This window comes from Pseudomonas sp. (genome assembly GCF_048265905.1).
Classification (GTDB): Bacteria; Pseudomonadota; Gammaproteobacteria; order Pseudomonadales; family Pseudomonadaceae; genus Aquipseudomonas.
Genome location: NZ_JBLXAP010000003.1, coordinates 315,279 through 333,907, shown reverse-complemented (window position 1 = coordinate 333,907; position 18,629 = coordinate 315,279). Strand labels below are relative to the sequence as shown.

Genomic DNA, 18,629 nt, shown 5'->3' with positions numbered 1-18,629 from the left:
AATGTGTCTGGAGCGGGTAGAGGGAATCGAACCCTCATCTAAAGCTTGGGAAGCTTTCGTTCTACCACTAAACTATACCCGCATTTGCGGGTGACTTTGTACCAGATGTTCGCGCGAAATTGAAGCGGCAGCGATCGCTATTTGTTTTGTTCACCGACAAGCAGCCCCTGAAAAACGCTGTTTTCGCTTTTCAGGGGCTGCCTTGCTCCCACGCTTTCATGCGCTAAACCGCGATGGCGTGCGAAATTTCTGCGGGCTGCGCGTGGTAGCTATTGCTGCGCTGCGTAGTGTGTTTGTGTTGCAGGAAGCTCAGTAGTACGGCCTCGCTCTGCTGACAGGCGCTTTTGTGTTCCATGTCGAGGAAGTGCCCGGCACCTTCGATGGTCGCGAACTGGCAGTCTTCGAGGTAGTCAGCAAACACGCGCACGTCTTGCCCGGTGGTGTATTCATCTTTCTCACCGTTGACGAACAGCAGCGGAACGTTGATGCGTGCCAAGTACTCCATCTGGCAGTGCGCTTCCATGCGCACGACCTGGTTGATGTGCGCGTGCATTTGCAGGTATTCGTGCTCGTCCAGACGGCTGATGTGGCGGTAGTTGTAGCGCTTGAACAGTGACGGTAAATGCTTACCGATAGTGTCATTGACCAAGTGGCTGACGCTGTCGCGATCAACTGCTTTGAGGTAAATCAGGCCTTTTTCCAAATAGTCGAGCATCGGCTCGTTGAGCAACGGCGAGAAGGAGCTGATCACCGCTTTCTCGATACGCTCAGGGCGTTTGGCCAGCGCCAGCATTGCGGCGACCCCACCCCATGAAAACGACATCAGGTAGTTGGCTTCAAAGTGTTCAATGAGCTCAAGCAGTACGTTGGCCTCATCTTCTTTGCTGATCGGCTGGTGGTTGCTGTTATGCGCTTTCGATTGCCCGGCATAGGGCTGGTCGTAGAGCACCACGTTGAACTGTGGCTGCAAGTACTTAATCGTTTGCGCGAATGAGGAGGTGGTTGCCAGTGAGCCGTTGACCAGAATGATGGTCTTGCGGGCCATTGGATTGGCATGGAACTCCGTGTGTACCTTGAACGTCCTGTGAATATCGACGACAGCTGTAATTGGCTTCATGTCGTTTCCTCTTGGCGCAATCCAAACCATGGCTTACGCAGTTGCGTAAACCGAACTAGAGCAGGGCAATAGGTAAACGCCTGGACGTGACAAAGACATGTCAGGCGTAGGTTTTTTATTGGATTTTTTGTCAATCGGTAAGGGCTGAAATAGAGCTGCCGCCCCACAACACTGAATGCTGAGGAGGGAGTCTTGTAACCAGGCAGGAACCCAATTTGCGCAGAGCGCAAGAAACCAAAAGAGCGCTTAGATGGTGTTTGTGACTGTCCAGTCACTTTTCACCTTGTGATTGGATTTAAGCAGTCACCTGGGGTGCTGACAAGCATTTATTTGAGCGATTGCTTGCCGTTTATCGGTGGCTGCTAAATTGCTGCTCCCAGCGGCGGATTAAACGCTGGCGATTTCATCGGCTGTGAGTGCACGGTATTGACCGGGTGTGAGTTGTGGGTCGAGCGTTATCGCGCCAACGCGCTCGCGGTGCAGGCCGATGACTTTGTTCTGAAAGTGGCCGAACATACGCTTCACCTGATGATACCGGCCCTCATGCAACCATAGCCGTGCATTGTAGGTGGCAACGATTTCGAGCTTGGAGGGCAGGGTGGTGAGGTCTTCATATTTGAAGTACATACCTTCAGCAAAGGTGTCTGTGTAGTGCGCCTCGATCGGCTGCTCAGTCGACACCCAATAAACCTTGGCTTGTTTGCTGAGCGGTTGCGTCACGCGGCGCGACCATTGTCCGTCGTTGGTTATCAGCAGTAAGCCGCTGGTGTTGAGGTCGAGACGGCCCGCCAGATGCAGCTCGTGCTTGTCCGGTTCATCAAGCAGGTCAATAACGGTCTGATGGTCTGGATGCTCAGTCGCACTGACTACACCAATTGGCTTGTTTAGCATGAAGTAGCGCGTGGGTTTGCCTGCCTGGACGACTTGCTCATCCAGCTCTACTCGATTAAATACCGTGATCTCGCAGCGCGAATCGCGGCAGCACACGCCATCAACCTGCACGCGGCCACTGGCAATAAACTGACGCACATTCTGACGGTTCAGGTTCGGCAGATTGCTGAGTATTCGGTCGAGACGCATTGGCTTACATATGGGCGGTTGGGGGCGTTGGATTGTTGTCCTCGGGGGTTGCCAAACCTTTAGCGCAACGCGGACAAATACAGCTGCGATCAATGCCCGCCGGAATTTTTTTCAGTATTTCAGGCGAGATCTTTTCGGCAAAGCACCAGCAGCTTGCAACCGGCGCAGTCACACCTGCTTGCGCGCATTGGTTGAGCTGACCACACAGAGGACAAGTGCTCGCTGAGTTGTTCATGGCTGGGTATCAATATCTAGTGAGTTGGCAAGATTGCAGCAGTATAAAGCCCATTAGCTGCATTAGATCCAGCCAGGTTTTGTTTTCGTTCGAGCGCATAGACCAAAACGTTTATTAAGGGCACACGGCACTTAAATTAAAGCCAAGTTGTCTTATCTGGAAGCGCACAGTGCGTCTTCAGTTTGGTTCGTATGATCGTGCAGTTGTTGAGGTCGGTATGTCGATTAAATCGGTTTGTGCGTTATTGCTAGGTTTGTCCATGAGTGGCTGCGCCGTTTATGACGACAGTTATGGTTACGGTAATGCTCGCTATCATCATGGCAATCCCTACGCAGGCGGCTATTATCGGGCGCAACCGGTGTACGTGCAGCCTCGTTACTCGGCGCCGCGAGTTTATGTGCAGCCGCGTTATGGTTATCGCAGCTCGACTCGTTATTACCAACAGCGCAGTTATGCGCCTGCACCACGGCACTCACCGTCGCGTGATCAGCGCTATCACGATGACCGTCGGCAGAAAAATAGACAGCATCAAGGCCGAGGCCAGCAAGGCCGCTATTCTCAAGCGCAAGGCGATAATCATCAGGGTCACCAGCGAAGCCAGCATCAGCAGGGGCGCGGGCAGCATGATTACCGCTCTAGGCAGCAATCAAGTCAAGCGCGAAACGATGACAAACGTCGTCAACAGCGAAGCCGAACCACTTACCGCTAAGCTCAAAAGTGCCTAGTCGACTGGGTCGTTATCGCTCATCAGGGTTAATGTGCGGGCCACTGCAACGGCAATAAACATCACCCCAGCGAAGGCCTCCGCACCGGCCAGCAGGCGCGCTCCGGGGGCTAATGCATGTATGTCCCCGTAACCAACGGTGGTCAGGGTGACCAGGCTGTAGTAAACGAAATCATGCCGTTCCAAGGGGCCGTGCTCGCTCCAGAACGCATTGGGCACAAAACCGTTAATGACGTGGAATGCAGCGGCGAAGGCCAGCGCCAGTTGCAGATACAGGGCGGTCAGGCCGTAGAGCAGTTCCTGAGTGACCGGGCGTTGGTGAATGACTCGGTTGAAGAGTGCATATACAACCAGCATGTAAAAGGCGATCAAGCCAAAGCCATCACTGAGCGGGCCGGGCATAACGATGTACTTTTCAAGGAGAAACAAGCTCAGGTTGACGATGCCCAAGGCCAGCGCGAGCCTCAGCAGTACGCCTTTGTGGCGCAGGGTGTTCATGGCGGATAGCACCAGCAGGGAAAAGGCTGTCCACTTCAAGGCTAAACTTGGCGCGGGCCAACCGCTGACGCCGGTGAGCAAGACGCTACTGATAAACAACAGGCGAAACCGGTAGCGCAGCAAGAAAGCATTGATCACTGAAATATCCCTATGAAAGGCTGACTGAGCCAGATTAGTCATACAGTATATAAGGATATTTATTGGCGAGCTCTGCTGGCCAATTACAGAGCTCGTCTGGATGGGGTTAATCGATAAACAGCTGCTGTATTACAGAGAAGTCCTGTTTGCCTTTGCCCTGTTTGAGCAGCATGCGGTAGAGCTGCAAAGCCAGAGCGCCCATTGGTGCACTATTGCCAAAGTGCTGCGCGGTTTCTTGAGCAAGGCCGAGGTCTTTGGCCATCAATTCAGCCATAAAGCCGCCGCTGTAACCTTTGCTTGCCGGGGCATTTTCCATGACTCCAGGCCAGGGGTTATATTTCTCCAGGGTCCAGTTGCCGCCTGAGCTTTGACGCATGACTTCGGCCAGTACCGTCGGGTCAAGTCCGTTGGCAACGCCCATGGCCATCGCTTCTGCTGTGGCAATCATCTGTACTGCCAGCACTTGGTTGTTGCACACCTTGGCCACTTGACCGGCGCCGTCGGGACCCGCATGGAAAATATTTTTACCCATCAACTCGAAGATAGGCCGTGCTTGTTCAACGTACTTCGCTTGACCACCAATCATAAAGGTCAGCGTGCCCGCCGCCGCACCTGCTGTTCCGCCTGAAACCGGCGCATCAAGCATGTAGATATCACGCTCAGCCGCGGCTTGGTGCACCCTGCGTGCAGCCTCCGGGGCGATGGTTGAACACTCCAGAACCAAGGTGCCGGACGGCAGGCTGGCCAATAAACCTGACTGGCCCAGATACAAGCCCTCAACGTGACGACTGGCGGGCAACATGCTTACGACAACTTCTGCGCCCTGCACGGCGTCGTGGGCGTTTTTGCCAGCTGTAGCACCTTCTTTTGCAAGCTCTGCAACCGAGGCTTCAACCAAGTCGAAGACGTGCAAGGAGTGTCCTGCGCGGAGCAGGTTGCGGGCCATTGGCAGGCCCATATTGCCGAGACCGATAAAGGCGATAGTTGTCATTGTTATTTTCCTTATCTGTTAAATACGGCTTCTAGAGGTCGGCCAGAGGGTGTTCGCCCTGCCAGACGGGTTCAAAGTGCGCAGCGATGGTTTCTTCGCTGATGCTAGCGATATCTGGCCAGTGCCATTTCGGTGCTTGATCTTTGTCGATCAGACGGGCGCGCACACCTTCGGGAAATTCCGGGTGGCGGCAGCAGTTCAAACTCATGGCGTATTCCATGCGAAACACATCTGCCAGTGACAAGTGTTTGGCGCGGGTAATTTGCTCCCAGACCAAATACGCCGTCAGTGGGCAACCGCCAGCCAGAGTTTTGGCTGCACGGGCAAGCAACTTGTCGTCATCGTTTTGCAAGGCGGCCAATGCGTTGTAGGCACTTGGCAAATCGGCATGGTCGAGCAATTGGTCGATGCGTGAGCGGCGCTGTAGCCACTGCGCCTCGGGAATTTCCGCAATGGCTTGCTGTTCAAGGGCTTTGAGCAGGCTGTGCAATTGCGTTTCTGGCTGGATTTGCCAGTTGAGTTGGATCAAACCGTCAAGTAATGCGTCCTGCTGGCTGTCGAGTAGAAAGCGATCAGCCAAATCAAGGTCCAGAGCATCGCGTGCATTCATGCTGCTGGCGGTCAAACCCAGAAACAAACCCAGTGCACCTGGCATTCTCGCCAGGAACCAACTGCCGCCAACGTCTGGGTACAAACCGATGTTGATTTCAGGCATGCCCAAGCGACTCGAGGGCGTTACGATGCGCGTGCTTGCGCCTTGCATCAGGCCCATGCCGCCGCCCAGAACATGGCCGTGCGCCCAGCAGATAAAGGGCTTGGGGAAGGTGTGAATACGGTGATCGAGACGGTATTCATCGGCGAAAAAGCGCCGTGCCAAAGGAGGCACTTCGTTGGGATGAGCGCGACACTCCTCGACCAGTTGCACCACATCGCCACCGGCGCAAAAGGCTTTGGGACCATTGCCGCGCAGCATGACGCAGGCGATTTTCGGGTCGTCCGCCCAGGTGGCCAATTTGCTGTCGAGCGCTTCAATCATTGGCAGAGTCAGCGCATTCAGGCTCTTTTCTGCATCAAGGGTTGCCACGCCAATACTAAAACCGTGCAGGCTGGGAAACTCTTCAAAAGTTACGTTCATCGGTTATCCATTCTGGTCTTCAGGGCTGAGTCCGTTTCCAGTGACTGCTTAACGATTACGCCACTGCGGCTCACGTTTCTCGAGGAATGCATTAACGCCTTCGCGGGTGTCGTCAGCATCGAACAGGTCGACAAAACGCTCGCGTTCCTCAGGTAGCCAGCTATTTGGATTGCGTTCGCGCGCGCCCTGCAGCAAGGGTTTGATGGTGCGCACGGCTACCGGGCTTTGGCGCGCGACCTTGGATGCCAAAAGCAGGGCGTGGTTGCGTGCTTCACCGGTCTCGACCACTTGCTCGATAAGGCCGATGCGCAGCGCCGTATTGGCATCAACCCGCTCACCGCAGAGAATCATGCGTTTGGCCCAGCCTTCACCAATCAGCCAAGGCAGCGCCTGAGTGCCGCCCGCGCAGGGCAGCAAGCCAACAGTCGCTTCTGGCAGCGCCATGAACGCTTGTTCTTCAGCGATACGGATGTCGCAGGCCAGCGCACACTCAAGGCCGCCACCCATGGCAAAGCCGTTGATAGCTGCAATCGAGACGCCACGAAAGTCACGCAAGGCTTCAAAGGCCTGACCAAATAAACGCGCCATTTCACGGGCTCGGGCTTTGTCACCATCGGCAAACAACTTGAGATCGGCGCCAGCAGAGAAGAACTTGCCGCCTTGGCCGGTGATCACCAATGCGTAGATATCGTCGTCACGATTAAGGTGTTCAACCAGTTGCTTCAAGCCAATCAGGGATTCGCGATCCCAGGTGTTGGCGGGCTGATGGTTGATGGTGATCAAGGCAGTGTGAGCGTGCTTTTCGACCGTGAGCTTGTGGGTCAGGTCAAAGGCGCTTGGGTTGTAGGGTTCTATTGCGGTTGTCATAAAAACTCCTCCTTACTCGTCTTACAGCAGTTGATCAAGCATGCCATCTTGCTGCAAAAGTCGGCGGGCGATGATGACCCGCATGATTTCATTGGTGCCTTCGAGTATTTGATGCACGCGGCTGTCGCGCACCCAGCGCTCCAACGGGTAGTCGTTTAGATAACCATAGCCGCCGTGGATTTGCAGCGCCTCGTTACACAGGGTGAAACAATGATCGGTAGCAAAGCGCTTGGCCATCGCGCAGTAGAGGCTTGCTTCGCCGTGCTGGCTATCCAGTTTGTAGGCGGCCATGCGCACCATTTGCCGGCTGGCGGTGAGGTCGGTAAGCATGTCTGCCAACTTGAATTGCACGGACTGAAAGTCGCTTAACTGCTGGCCAAATTGCTTGCGTTCTTCAACATAACGCAACGTGTGTTCGAGCGCCGCCTGTGCGGCACCGAGCGAGCAACTGGCAATGTTTATGCGCCCGCCATCAAGGCCTTTCATTGCATAGACAAAGCCCTGACCTTCGGGACCGATGCGGTTGCCTACGGGGATGCGTACATTGGCAAAGGTGATGGTTCGAGTCGGTTGTGCGCACCAGCCCATTTTCAGTTCGTTGCGCCCGTAAGTGATGCCGTCGGTATCAGCCGGGACCAAAAAGCATGAGATGCCTTTGGCGCCTTCTGCACCGGTGCGGGCCATGACGATAAGTACTTCGGTCGCACCGGCGCCGGAGATAAAGCATTTGCTGCCATCAAGCACATAGGCGTCGCCGTCGAGCCTGGCACGAGTTCGTAAGTTGGCGGCGTCAGAGCCTGCATCGGGCTCGGTCAAGCAATATGAAGCTAACAGTTCACCGCTGATCAAGCCCGGCAGCCATGTGTCTTTCAACGCTTGTTCTGCGAACGAGGCGAGCATCCATGTCGCCATGTTGTGGATGCTGATAAAAGCGGTGGTGGCGACGCAGCCTGCGGCTAACTGTTCAAATATCAGCGCCGATGATAACCGCGACAGGCCTAGCCCGCCGTTGTCTTCATCAATGTACAACCCGAGAAAGCCTTGCTCTGCCGCGCGGCGGATAACATCGATCGGAAAGTGGTGATCACGGTCCCAATCGGCTGCAAACGGGGCCAGCTCCTTGCGTGCAAATGCTTGTGCGCTGGCGACCAGCAAACGCTGTTCATCGCTTAAGTCAAAATCCATAGCTCGTCCTTTTCGCCGCAGTGAAACAGGCGTTGAAACCGGGTGAGTACGTGCCGGGCACAGGGTACTCACCATTGCGCATTATTTCAGTTGGATTGTCATGTTGTGGCTGGCCACTGAGTCTTCATCAAACCAGCGGCTGGTAACCGTTTTAGTTTCGGTGAAAAAGCGCACACCTTGTTTACCATAGGCGTGCAGATCGCCGTAGAACGAGCCTTTCCAGCCGGTAAACGAGAAGAACGGCAGCGGTACAGGAACCGGGACATTGATCCCGACTTGACCCACTTCAACTGCATGCTGGTAACGTCGCGCCGCGCCGCCGGAGCGGGTGAAAATCGAGGTGCCATTACCGTATGGACTTGCGTTGACCAGCTCAATGGCTTCCTCCAGCGTATCAACCTGCATACACACCAGCACGGGGCCAAAGATTTCTTCACGGTACAGCGCCATCTTTTGGGTTACACCGCTGAACAACGTCGGCCCAACCCAGTTGCCATTTGGATAGCCTTGTACTTGGCATTGCGAGCCATCAAGCAAGCATTCAGCGCCTTCGGCTTTACCTTCGGCGATCAGCCGCAAGACCCGTTGCTTGGCTTGCTGGTTGATCAGTGGGCCATAAGCTGCAGAAGCATCATTCCAGTAACCGGGCTTGAGTTCGGCCATTTGCGCGCGTAATTCATCAATCCACTGTTTCGACTCGCCAACAAACACCGCCACGCTGATCGCCATGCAGCGCTGACCCGCCGCACCGCAGCTGGCGCCGAGCAAATTGCTCAAGACCTGATCTTTATTGGCGTCAGGCATGATCACCATGTGGTTTTTAGCCCCGGCGAAGGCTTGCACGCGCTTCAGGTGCGCGGTGCCGGTGCGATACACATGCTGGCCAACCGGGACTGAGCCGACGAACGAAACGGCGCGTACATCAGGGTGCGTCAGCAGGCTGTCGACCACTTCGCGAGCACCGTGCAGCACTTGCAGAACGCCTTTGGGTGCGCCCGCCTCGATAAACAGTTCAGCCAGGCGGTTGGGCGTCAGCGGGTCTTGCTCAGAGGGTTTGAGAATAAAGCTGTTGCCGGCAGCAATGGCCAGCGGGAACATCCACAGCGGAATCATCGCTGGAAAGTTGAATGGGGTAATCCCCACACATACGCCGAGCGGTTGAATCCAGCTCGCGGTATCGATATCGCGAGCCACGTTCTCGGCGGTTTCGCCCATCATCAGGCTGGATATATTGGCGGCTTGCTCGACCACCTCGATACCGCGCCAGACGTCACCTTTGGCATCGGCAAAGGTCTTGCCGGTTTCTTGCGCGAGAATTTCGGCGAGCTCGTCGTGATGCTCTTTGAGCAAGTGCTGGTAACGCAACATGACCCGAGCACGTTCTGGCACCGGCACTTCACGCCAGGTCAGGAAGGCAGACTTTGCGCTGGCGATTGCGGTTTCGATTTCTTCAGCGGTGGCTTTGGGAGCAAGCGCCAGAACCTCTTGGGTTGCTGGGTCGGTGACTTCGATAAATTCGCTGGTACGACTTTGACGCCACTCGCCTTCGATCAACTGGGGAATTGTCTTGGACATTTTTGCCTCCGTTGAAGCCCTCGATTTCGCGGCTAAGTTTCGAGCAGCTAATTTAGGGGCTGATTGTTATTTTCATCTGTTATAGCGCTTGTGTTGAGGCTTGTGGATTGACGATCTTGTCAGGTGGATGGACTATCTTGGGTTATGTTGTTGGTTTAATAACGGGGAAATTACCCGTGGGGCTGAGCCATATCCGATGAGTAGCCAAGTCGAAACCTCCAGTTGGCCGTTGCCTGCCAATGGTCTGCGTTTTATCACGCCGCCACGCTTGCGCAGAGTTATGGCGCGCACTGCACTGACTCAAGGGTGCTATCCGTTAGCTCTTGGTTTCTACCCCAATGCCTTGAATCATCGTATGCAACGCTCGGTTTCAGATGACTATCTGCTGATCTATTGCCGTTCGGGGCAGGGCTGGCTTGAAACGAACGATGGACGATTGGATGTTGCGGGTGGTGATTTGTTGTTACTGCCCAAAGGCCAATGGCATGCCTACGGCGCTGATAGCGCTAAGCCGTGGACAATCTACTGGATTCATTTTGACGGTGAGCTGATCAGCGATTTTTTACGCCCGTTGGGCAAAGGTCCATTGTGGCGAATCGGCGTGCAACCGCGGTTGTTAGCGGAGCTGGATGCACTGCTGAACTTGCGCAAACAGGGTCTGAGCCTGCGTCACTTTATCTATGCTGCGCATCAGCTTCAGGCATTGCTCGCCTCATTGGCAGTGTTGCCAGCACGGGTTAAATTGAAGTCTGGCCGAGTGCTGGATGTCGATGCGGTGCAAGCGGTGATGCGCGCACACCTGCATGGCAGCCTTAATCTCGATGAGCTGGCCGCGCAGTTCAAACTGTCGCGTTTTCACTTTGCCAAAACCTATCGGGCGCTGACCGGGCAAGCGCCGATTCAGGAGTTCATCCAGCTCAAAATAGCCCACGCCTGTCGTCTTCTTGATGAGGGTGAGCAAAGCATTAGCAAGGTCGCCGAGCAGCTTGGCTATGACGATGTGTATTACTTCTCGCGCCTGTTTCGCAAAGTGGTCGGCATGGCGCCCAGTCATTACCGCGCGTTGCATCAGGGCTAACACGCGCAGCCTAGATGCGAGCGATGGTGGCAAGCCCGGTGGCGACCATTTTCTGTATACCGTCGCGTACGGCAAAAACATCTGCCCGGGTTACCACTTGGCGTTTACCGGCCTTGATCACATCGCTGCGGCAAATCAATTTCTCGCCCAGCGCAGGGGCGAGCATGTTGACCTTGTATTCGCTGGTCACTACGTCACCAACCATCGAAGCGGCCGCCCAGGCGCAGGCACTGTCGATCATAAAACCGATCACCGCGCCGTGAACGAAGCCATGGTGCTGAGTCAGTTCTTGGCGCGGCACCACCTCCATTTCAATCGAACCGGCGCTGTAATGGGTCAGATTGAAGCCGATGAGCTGGGCGAAGGGGGATTTGTCCAGCGCCTGCTCAAGCTGTTCACGACTGAAATGTGGCTCGGGAGGTGTGTGCAGCACGCCTGATTCGGCATCTATCTCGGTTGAGCTGTTCATGCGCTTTGTCCTCGGCGGTGGACTTTCAGTCTTGGCCGGTTAATAACCGCTCACAAGCTGTATCCACGGCTGTGATGCAGGCTCATTAGTCGTTGCCTTGACTTGCCAGTAGGGGTTCTCTAGCGTGCGCCCTTAGGGAATCTCTGAAAAACTACTGCGCTAGGTATTACTGCGTTGAAAAGCTGCTCAAAATGCTCATTTAGGACAACTAAACTGTGCTTTTTCGCATCTTTTCGCCTTGTACTCCCGTCGCTCGCTACCTTTTTCAGAGGTTCCCTAGATTTTATTCTTGGTATTTTGTTGGGCATGAAGGTGCATATGACCGCAAGTGACCGCATCAAACTTGAAGCTGGCTGGAAAGCGGCGCTGAGTGATGAGTTTGAACAACCCTACATGAAGCAATTGGGGGATTTTTTGCGCTCCGAAAAAGCGGCAGGTAAAGAGATTTATCCGCCGGGGCCGATGATTTTCAATGCCTTCAACTCGACGCCGTTGGCTCAGGTCAAAGTTGTCATCATCGGCCAGGACCCGTACCACGGGCCGGGGCAGGCACACGGAATGTGCTTCTCGGTGCAGCCGGGCATCGCCACGCCACCTTCCTTGCTCAATATCTATAAAGAGCTCAAGCGCGACCTGAATATTGATATTCCCCAGCACGGTTATTTGCAGTCATGGGCCGAGCAGGGCGTGTTGCTGCTCAACACCTCGCTCACAGTCGAGCGCGCCAACGCGGGTTCGCATGCCAAGAAAGGCTGGCAGTTTTTTACCGATAAGGTGATTGAGGCGGTCAGCAGCCATCAGCAACATGTGGTGTTTATGCTGTGGGGCGCCCATGCGCAGAGCAAAGAGAAGTTGATTGATAGCACCAAACACCTGATTTTGCGCTCGGTGCATCCATCGCCTTTATCAGCCTATCGCGGCTTTATAGGCAACGGCCACTTCACCCGCGCCAATAAATTCCTTGAGCAGCACGAGTTGCAGGGGATCAACTGGAAGTTGCCTGATGCAGTTGACCCCCTGAGCTGAGCTGTTGCGGTAGATTACGGCGCCGCAGGAATGCACACTTGTTGCGCCAGTTGCTCCTGAAACTTATTCAGGCGCTTACTGATATTCGCATGTTGTTCATCGTTAGCTTGGCTAACCAGCTCGCTGAATAAATTGGCCAGCGCCTCTTGGGCCTTTGGGTAGACCTGCTTATAGTCGGCGGTGTAGAAATCTTCACGCGATTCCAGCAACGGCTGCAGGCGCGCGGCAAAGGCTTCTGTGTGACGAACCTCAAGCGCGCTATGCAGCGCACTCTGCCACGCTGAGCGGTTGCCGAGCCATATGCGGTTTTGTTGGCCAAGGCTGGCTGACCAGGCATCGATACGTTTGATCTGTTCTGGGCTCAAGTGTCCAAACCAAGGCTCGAGGCGTTCTTGCATGCGCGTGCTGCGCTCGCTGATTTGGGTCGCGAGCGGCGGCTCGATAAATTCTTCTCGATCTTGCTGGTTTTGCTCTTCCAGAGATTCATACAAACCAGCAACTTGCTGGTCTGACAGGCTACCGAGTAGCTGAGTCGCCGTTGGGGTTATTTTTCTGGCAATGCGCTTGAAGGCACTATTGACCTGATTGATTTGCAGGCTGATAGCTTCGCTGCTGGGCGCGGGCTGTTCAAGTAACAGCTGGCTTTGCTCAAGCCAACTGATGGTGTTGGGCAGCTCTGCGCTGCAATGCCAGTTCAGCAGGGTTTGCAGCTGTGGTTCGAGCAGGTCTTTTTGTTCGGACGTAAGATTGAGTGCGTCATCAATTTTCCACATCAACCACCAGTCCATGTGTTTGTACGAGAAACCGACCATGCTGCACGCGCTCAGCGTGATACAGAGCAAGCTTACGCCAATCAGACCTTTGAGTTTTTTGCTCGACCACATCATTAACCTGCCTCAGTCCCTTACCGTCTCAGAACCTATCTGACATCAAGCTTATGACAGCTTGCGCAGATCGATTGTGTTTTGAAATATTTACTAAGCAATCTCTGAAAGCGTCACGCAGTAAAGATTCAGGGTTCACTAAAAAAGAACCCGCGCAGCGGCGGGTTAAACGTGGTTCTTGTGGGCATGAAAAGAGGCTTATGTTTTTTGCCAAACCTTAAATAAAGGCTCAGCCAAGAACATCACCATGAACAGGCGCAGCACTTGCAGCGCGGTCACCAATGCCACAGACAGTTGTAAGGCCTCAGCGGTGAGGCAGAGTTCAGTAATGCCGCCCGGCATCATGCCGAGCATTAGCGAGGTCGGGTCTTGCTCAGCGATTACACCTAAGCCCTTGGCCAGTAACACTGCGGTGATCATCGCCAGCAAGGTGAACAGCAAGATACGCATTAGAAAGCCTGGTGCACTGCGAAAGAATGCGCGATCGAAGTGGCAGCCCAATGCGCAGCCAATCAGCCATTGACCTGTTTGGCCCAAACCCGGCGGGAGCCCGATATGCAGGTCAAAGGTGCAAGCGGCAATCGCGCACGCGGTAAGTGGGCCAAGCATCCACGGGTTGGGTTGCTTGAGTTTGCCCCAGATAACCGCCAGCAGCGCTCCGGCAGGCAATAATATTGCCAGCCACGTCCAGTCTACGGGAGCCGGAGCAGGGCGCTCCATGGGTGGCAGGCTCCAGGTGAAGAGTGCTGGAACGACCAACACTACCAGCAACAAACGCATGCTGTGGGCGGCGGCAACGCGGGCGGTTTGGGCATTGTGGCGTTGGGCGAAATTAACCATCTCGCTGGCGCCGCCGGGCATGCTGGAGAAAAACGCCGTGGCACGATCCACCCCTGATCGGCGCAGTACCACAATGCCGATCACGCTCAGGAGCAAAGTGCCGAATGCACCGGCGAGTATGACCCCGAAATGATCATGCAGTTGGCCCATGACTTCACTGGTGAAGTGCAGGCCGATGGCACTTGAGACTATCCATTGCCCGGCTTTGCGCCCCGAAGGCACTTCGGTCACCAGCCAGCCACTGCAACGGGCAATGATGACCGCCAGCAGTGAGCCAATGATCCAAGGCAAAGGCCAGCCGACAAGGCTGGCCAAATAGCCACCGACCGCGCCGATCAGTGGCGTCGCCCACCAGCTAGGCAGGCGCGCCAGGAAGGGCAGGTTAGGCATGTGCCATACGCATTTTACGCGCTCGCCACCAACGGAAACCCGGCAGGGAAAGCATCAACACCACCAGCGCCCAAAGGATCAGCGTGATCGGGCTGGACCAGAGAATGTTCAAGTCGCCCGCCGAGATCGACAAGGCGCGGCGCAGGTTATCTTCCATGAGTTCGCCCAGCACGAAGCCGAGAATCACCGCCGAGAGCGGGAAGTCGAGCTTGCGCAAGATGTAACCGAACACCCCGAGCAAAATCATCAGCACCAGGTCGAATGTGGTGCTGTGCACGGCATATACGCCGACCATGCTGATCACGGTGATCGCTGGCACCAGTACCCAATTAGGCACGCTAAGCATGCGTGAGAACAGGCCAACCAGCGGGATGTTCATCACCAGCAGAATCACGTTACCGATGAACAACGAGGCGATCAGGCCCCAGACAACATCGGGCTGCTGTTCGAACAACAGTGGACCCGGCGTGATGTTGTACAGGGTCAGCGCGCCGATCATTACCGCTGTGGTGCCAGAGCCTGGAACACCCAGCGTCAGCATCGGGATCAGCGAGCCGCAAGCCGAGGCGTTGTTGGCTGCTTCTGGCGCTGCCAGGCCGCGCAGGTCACCTTCACCGAATTTACCGCTGTCACCCGCCATGCGCTTTTCAGTCATGTAGGTCATGGCGCTGGCAATGGTTGCACCGGCGCCAGGCAAGGTGCCGATGACAAAACCGGCGACGGCACTACGCACCATGGTCCAGAAAGTGAAGCAGAACTCTTTGAAGTTGAACAGCAGACGGCCGCTGGCCTTGACTGCTTTTTGACCGCTGTGGGTTTTTTCCAGCATCAATAGTACTTCGCTGACACTGAAGAAACCGATCACCACGATGACGAACTGAATACCGTCCGAGAGGCTGACGCTGCCGAAGGTAAAGCGGTAGACACCAGTGGTTGAGTCAACCCCGACGGTGGCAAGTGCCAGACCAATCAGCGCCGCCATCAGGGTTTTTACCGGTTTATCACCGACCATGCCGCCGAGGCAGGCAATGGCGAAAATCATCAGTACAAAGTATTCGGCAGGGCCAAACGCCACGGCCCATTTTGCCAGTATCGGCGCAAACAGCACCACGCCACAGGTGGCGATGATGCTACCGATGAAGGAGCTGACCGCCGACAAAGACAAAGCGATGCCTGCTTTGCCTTGGCGCGCCAATGGATAGCCGTCGAGGGTGGTCATAACCGCGGCAGCATCGCCCGGTACGTTGAGCAGAATTGCCGAAATACGGCCACCGTACTCACAACCGAGATACACCGCAGCCAGCAGAATCAGAGCCGTTTCCGGGGGAAGACCCAGTGCGAATGCCAAAGGCAGCAGCAGGGCAACACCGTTGATTGGGCCGAGGCCCGGCAGCAAGCCAACAATAGTGCCGACGAATGCACCGAACAGGGCAACCAGTAAGTTCGCTGGGCGAGTGGCGACGTCGAAGCCTTGCATTAAATAAGTTAGCGTTTCCATCTCATCACTCCACGTAGGCTTCTAGCACGCCGAGCGGCAGAGGCACATCCAGCAAATAATCAAACAACAAGAACAACAGAACGCCCATCAACACTGCGCTGATCAGGCACGGCACGGGTCGACCGGTGAACAGCAGGCCGAGAACGAATACCGCAAGGGTGGTACTTAAAACAAAACCCAGAGGCTCAAACATCAGGGCATAGGCCAGCAGTACGAGCACACACATGGCCGACCGTTTCACGGTTGGCATGTGCAGTTGTTGTTCCATCAGACCCGGCTTGATGACCAGCCACAACGAGCCAGCGCCCATCAGCCCCAGTAACAGCAGCGGGTAGGCACGTGGACCCACTGGGTCGTAGGCGAAGGGTGCCTGGAAACCCCAGGCGATGAAGGCGAGCCAGATGCACAGCAGCAACCAGATCACAGAGAACAAGCGGACATACATGGCGGAAGTCTCGTAAAAAACGACGCTGACAAGCGTCTGGTGCGTGGGCGCAGTGCGCCCACGTCATTCAGGCTTATTGAACCAGACCGAATTCACCGGCAAGTTTCTTGTAGTCTTCAACTTGCTTGAAGACGAATGCTTTCAACTCATCACCGGTCAGCGACAGTGGCAGCAGGTCACGTTGTTCGCGGAGCTTGGCGAAGTCTTCGCTGGCGAGCATGGTGTCGAACTGCTGCTTCCACCAGTTGTACTGCTCGTCGCTGACTTCCGGGCCAACGTAGAAGCCGCGAATAACTGGCCAGGTAATGTCATAGCCCTGTTCTTTGGCTGTTGGAATGTCGGCCAGTTTGCCCGGCAGGCGCTCATCGGACAGAACCGCGAGAATACGGATCTTCTTCGCCTCGATCTGTGGCGTGACTTCACCCAAACCGCTGCTCGTCACCTGAACGTGACCGCCGAGCATGGCGGTCACGGTTTCGCCGCCGCCTTCAAATGCTACGTAACGAAGGTTTTTCGGGTCGATACCGGCTGCGCGGGCGATCAGCGCGGTTTGCATCCAATCCTGGCCGCCGATGGTTGCACCTGCGCCAAAGACCACGCTTGACGGGTCTTTTTTCAGGGCGTTGATCAAGTCATCAAGATTCTGATAAGGCGAATCTGCGCGCACGGTAATGGCGCCGTAGTCGGTGCCAACCGCCGCAAGCCAACGCACGGCTGACTCGTCATAACGACCGAACTTGCCTTGTGCCAGGTTAAGCAGCGAGCCGCTGGAGAACGCCACAATGGTGCCCGGATCATCAGCGCGCTGGGCGACAACGGCGTTGTAGGCAACGGCGCCAACACCACCCGGCATATAGGTGACGCGCATTGGTTTTTTCAGCAGGCCGCCATCTTTGAGGCCACTTTGTGCCAGCTTGCAGGTCAGGTCGAAACCACCGCCGGGCTTGGCCGGGGCGATACATTCAGGGCGCTTGGGGTCAGCAGCGAGCAGTTGACCGGCAAATGCCAGGCAGGCTGTGGCTAAGGCGATTCGGGTAAAGGCAGTTTTCATTGACTGTTCCTCTTGGGTTTTTATTGTGCTTACCAGACGGCTAATGAATAGCCGATCACGATGCGGTTTTCATCGGCGTTGCGGGCAAAGTCTGAACGGAATGATGCATTACGCAGGCGTACGTACAGGTCTTTCATCGGGCCGCTCTGGACCACGTACTTGAGTTCAATGTCGCGTTCCCACTCATCGCCAGTTTCGGTGCTGCCAGCGATTTGAGCATCGCTACCGCTGATGTAACGGGTAAGGAAGCTCAGGCCAGGCACTCCTATTGCGGCGAAGTCGTAGTCATAGCGCGCTTGCCATGAGCGTTCATCGGCATTGGCGAAGTCGTTTATTTGCACAAAGTTGACCAGAAACGGATCAGTTCCGTCGACGTAGGCGAAGCCAGTGTCGCCACTCATGTCTTGATAGGCCAAGCTTAGCTTGTGACCGCTGAGGCCATAGCTGACCATACCGTTGAGGGCACGGTTATCTACTTTACCGGCGTTGGCGGCGCCGTGGTCATCGCTGAGCGAAAGACGCAGGTCTGCAGTAAATGTGCCTGGGCCAACCGGCTGTGAAGCCTTGAGGCCAAAGAAGTGTTGGCGATAGATGTCATCAAGTTCAGCGAAGTGATAACGGCCGGTAATGCGGTCGGTAAACTGGTAGTCGGCGCCAGCCAGGGTCAAGTGATCAGCCGTTGCAGCGCTGGCAAAGCGGCGGTTCTTGTTATTCAGCGCAAGGTCTTCGTTGTTACTGGAATCACGATCCTTGACTTCATCGATGCGCCCGCCGGTGAAGGTCAGGTTGCTGATGTCTTTGGAGGTGATCAAGCCGCCTTCGAAGGTTTGCGGCAGAATCCGACTGTCGTTGGTTTTAAGCGTGGGCAGTTCCGGCATCAAGGTGCCGATTTTCAATTCGGTTGCCGAAACCTTAACCTTGCCGGTCAGGCCAAGGTGGGAGTAATCATCTGCCGCGCGACCATCGTCATGGGTTGGCAGCAGGCCGGTGCCGGTGCGATCTGGGCTGGAATCAAGTTTCAGGCCGAGCATCCCCAATGCATCAACTCCGAAGCCGACTGTGCCTTCGGTGTAACCTGATTGAATATTGAAGATAAAACCCTGGGCCCATTCTTCGCGTTTGTTCTGGCCTGTGCCTTCGCGGAAGTCGCGGTTCAGATAGATATTATTGGCAGTCAAGGTGCCGGAGCTGTCTTTAAAGAACTCGGCTTGAGCAGTTGGAGCGAGCAGGGCGGTACTGACAGCTACGCTAAGCAGACTAACAGGCGTAAAAGTCTTATTTGATGCTGTTGGCATCTTGTGGTCTCCGATGTTGTTGTTTTTGTAGCGGATGCACGCCACTGTGCTATCCGCTCGGGTAAGTGGATCGAGCCACTTGAGACCGATGCTATTGGGTCAAGCTTT

At 55.4% G+C, this 18,629-nt stretch carries 19 protein-coding genes and 1 tRNA gene; 3 read left to right on the top strand and 17 right to left on the bottom strand.

The window, feature by feature from the left end; genetic code table 11:
- Positions 1-8: 8 nt before the first annotated feature.
- From ACN0UH_RS07070 to ACN0UH_RS07055, 4 genes are all read right to left on the bottom strand, one after another.
- A tRNA-Gly gene (locus ACN0UH_RS07070) sits at positions 9-82 on the bottom strand.
- Positions 83-223: 141 nt separating this feature from the next.
- Positions 224-1,117, bottom strand: coding sequence for an alpha/beta fold hydrolase (locus ACN0UH_RS07065; protein WP_417661390.1), 894 nt, complete (start codon positions 1,115-1,117; stop codon positions 224-226).
- A 387-nt stretch (positions 1,118-1,504) separates the two neighbouring features.
- Positions 1,505-2,197: a pseudouridine synthase gene (locus tag ACN0UH_RS07060; RefSeq protein ID WP_417661389.1), complete on the bottom strand. Its 693-nt coding sequence runs from the start codon at positions 2,195-2,197 to the stop codon at positions 1,505-1,507.
- Positions 2,198-2,201: 4 nt separating this feature from the next.
- Positions 2,202-2,432 (bottom strand): cysteine-rich CWC family protein, encoded by a 231-nt coding sequence (locus ACN0UH_RS07055; RefSeq protein WP_417661388.1) that lies wholly within the window; start codon positions 2,430-2,432, stop codon positions 2,202-2,204.
- Positions 2,433-2,884: 452 nt separating this feature from the next.
- On the opposite strand from ACN0UH_RS07055, the gene ACN0UH_RS07050 reads away from it, so the two are divergent.
- Positions 2,885-3,157 (top strand): hypothetical protein, encoded by a 273-nt coding sequence (locus tag ACN0UH_RS07050; protein ID WP_417661387.1) that lies wholly within the window; start codon positions 2,885-2,887, stop codon positions 3,155-3,157.
- On the opposite strand, the gene ACN0UH_RS07045 is transcribed toward ACN0UH_RS07050, so the two are convergent.
- The 6 genes from ACN0UH_RS07045 to ACN0UH_RS07020 all read right to left on the bottom strand — a co-directional run bounded on the left by ACN0UH_RS07045 (position 3,154) and on the right by ACN0UH_RS07020 (position 9,545).
- Complete coding sequence (locus ACN0UH_RS07045) at positions 3,154-3,792, bottom strand: potassium channel family protein (protein WP_417661386.1); 639 nt, start codon at positions 3,790-3,792, stop codon at positions 3,154-3,156. The genes ACN0UH_RS07050 and ACN0UH_RS07045 overlap by 4 nt on opposite strands.
- A 106-nt stretch (positions 3,793-3,898) precedes the next feature.
- Positions 3,899-4,783 carry a 3-hydroxyisobutyrate dehydrogenase gene (mmsB, locus tag ACN0UH_RS07040; RefSeq protein WP_417661385.1) on the bottom strand — a complete coding sequence of 295 codons (885 nt, stop codon included), beginning with the start codon at positions 4,781-4,783 and terminating at the stop codon, positions 3,899-3,901.
- 31 nt (positions 4,784-4,814) lie between these two features.
- The gene (locus tag ACN0UH_RS07035) at positions 4,815-5,918 is read right to left on the bottom strand and encodes an enoyl-CoA hydratase/isomerase family protein (protein WP_417661384.1); all 1,104 of its coding nucleotides are present in this window, start codon (positions 5,916-5,918) and stop codon (positions 4,815-4,817) included.
- Between the two features lie 48 nt (positions 5,919-5,966).
- On the bottom strand, positions 5,967-6,785 hold the full coding sequence (locus ACN0UH_RS07030) for an enoyl-CoA hydratase (RefSeq protein WP_417661383.1): 819 nt from the start codon (positions 6,783-6,785) through the stop codon (positions 5,967-5,969).
- A 21-nt stretch (positions 6,786-6,806) separates the two neighbouring features.
- A complete protein-coding gene (locus tag ACN0UH_RS07025; RefSeq protein WP_417661382.1) occupies positions 6,807-7,970 on the bottom strand; it encodes an acyl-CoA dehydrogenase family protein in 1,164 nt (387 codons plus the stop codon).
- An 81-nt stretch (positions 7,971-8,051) separates the two neighbouring features.
- Positions 8,052-9,545, bottom strand: a complete 1,494-nt coding sequence (locus tag ACN0UH_RS07020; RefSeq protein ID WP_417661381.1) for a CoA-acylating methylmalonate-semialdehyde dehydrogenase — start codon at positions 9,543-9,545, stop codon at positions 8,052-8,054.
- Between the two features lie 196 nt (positions 9,546-9,741).
- Here ACN0UH_RS07020 and ACN0UH_RS07015 point away from each other — a divergent pair, with 196 nt between their 5' ends.
- A complete protein-coding gene (locus ACN0UH_RS07015; protein WP_417661380.1) occupies positions 9,742-10,623 on the top strand; it encodes an AraC family ligand binding domain-containing protein in 882 nt (293 codons plus the stop codon).
- A gap of 10 nt (positions 10,624-10,633) precedes the next feature.
- Here ACN0UH_RS07015 and ACN0UH_RS07010 read toward each other — a convergent pair whose 3' ends face one another.
- Positions 10,634-11,092 carry a PaaI family thioesterase gene (locus ACN0UH_RS07010; protein ID WP_417661379.1) on the bottom strand — a complete coding sequence of 153 codons (459 nt, stop codon included), beginning with the start codon at positions 11,090-11,092 and terminating at the stop codon, positions 10,634-10,636.
- Between the two features lie 318 nt (positions 11,093-11,410).
- Between ACN0UH_RS07010 and ung the strand changes: the two genes are divergently transcribed.
- Positions 11,411-12,118 (top strand): uracil-DNA glycosylase, encoded by a 708-nt coding sequence (ung, locus tag ACN0UH_RS07005; protein WP_417661378.1) that lies wholly within the window; start codon positions 11,411-11,413, stop codon positions 12,116-12,118.
- 14 nt (positions 12,119-12,132) lie between these two features.
- Here ung and ACN0UH_RS07000 read toward each other — a convergent pair whose 3' ends face one another.
- From ACN0UH_RS07000 to ACN0UH_RS06975, 6 genes are all read right to left on the bottom strand, one after another.
- Entirely contained in the window at positions 12,133-13,005 is an 873-nt protein-coding gene (locus ACN0UH_RS07000) for a DUF6279 family lipoprotein (protein WP_417661377.1), read from the bottom strand.
- 195 nt (positions 13,006-13,200) lie between these two features.
- Positions 13,201-14,232, bottom strand: a complete 1,032-nt coding sequence (locus ACN0UH_RS06995) for an AbrB family transcriptional regulator (RefSeq protein ID WP_417661376.1) — start codon at positions 14,230-14,232, stop codon at positions 13,201-13,203.
- The gene (locus tag ACN0UH_RS06990) at positions 14,225-15,730 is read right to left on the bottom strand and encodes a tripartite tricarboxylate transporter permease (RefSeq protein WP_417661375.1); all 1,506 of its coding nucleotides are present in this window, start codon (positions 15,728-15,730) and stop codon (positions 14,225-14,227) included. The genes ACN0UH_RS06995 and ACN0UH_RS06990 overlap by 8 nt, the downstream gene beginning before the upstream one ends.
- Before the next feature lie 4 nt (positions 15,731-15,734).
- Positions 15,735-16,175 carry a tripartite tricarboxylate transporter TctB family protein gene (locus ACN0UH_RS06985; RefSeq protein ID WP_417661374.1) on the bottom strand — a complete coding sequence of 147 codons (441 nt, stop codon included), beginning with the start codon at positions 16,173-16,175 and terminating at the stop codon, positions 15,735-15,737.
- 73 nt (positions 16,176-16,248) lie between these two features.
- The gene (locus ACN0UH_RS06980; RefSeq protein ID WP_417661373.1) at positions 16,249-17,226 is read right to left on the bottom strand and encodes a Bug family tripartite tricarboxylate transporter substrate binding protein; all 978 of its coding nucleotides are present in this window, start codon (positions 17,224-17,226) and stop codon (positions 16,249-16,251) included.
- 29 nt (positions 17,227-17,255) lie between these two features.
- Entirely contained in the window at positions 17,256-18,521 is a 1,266-nt protein-coding gene (locus tag ACN0UH_RS06975) for an OprD family porin (RefSeq protein ID WP_417661372.1), read from the bottom strand.
- Positions 18,522-18,629: the final 108 nt, after the last annotated feature.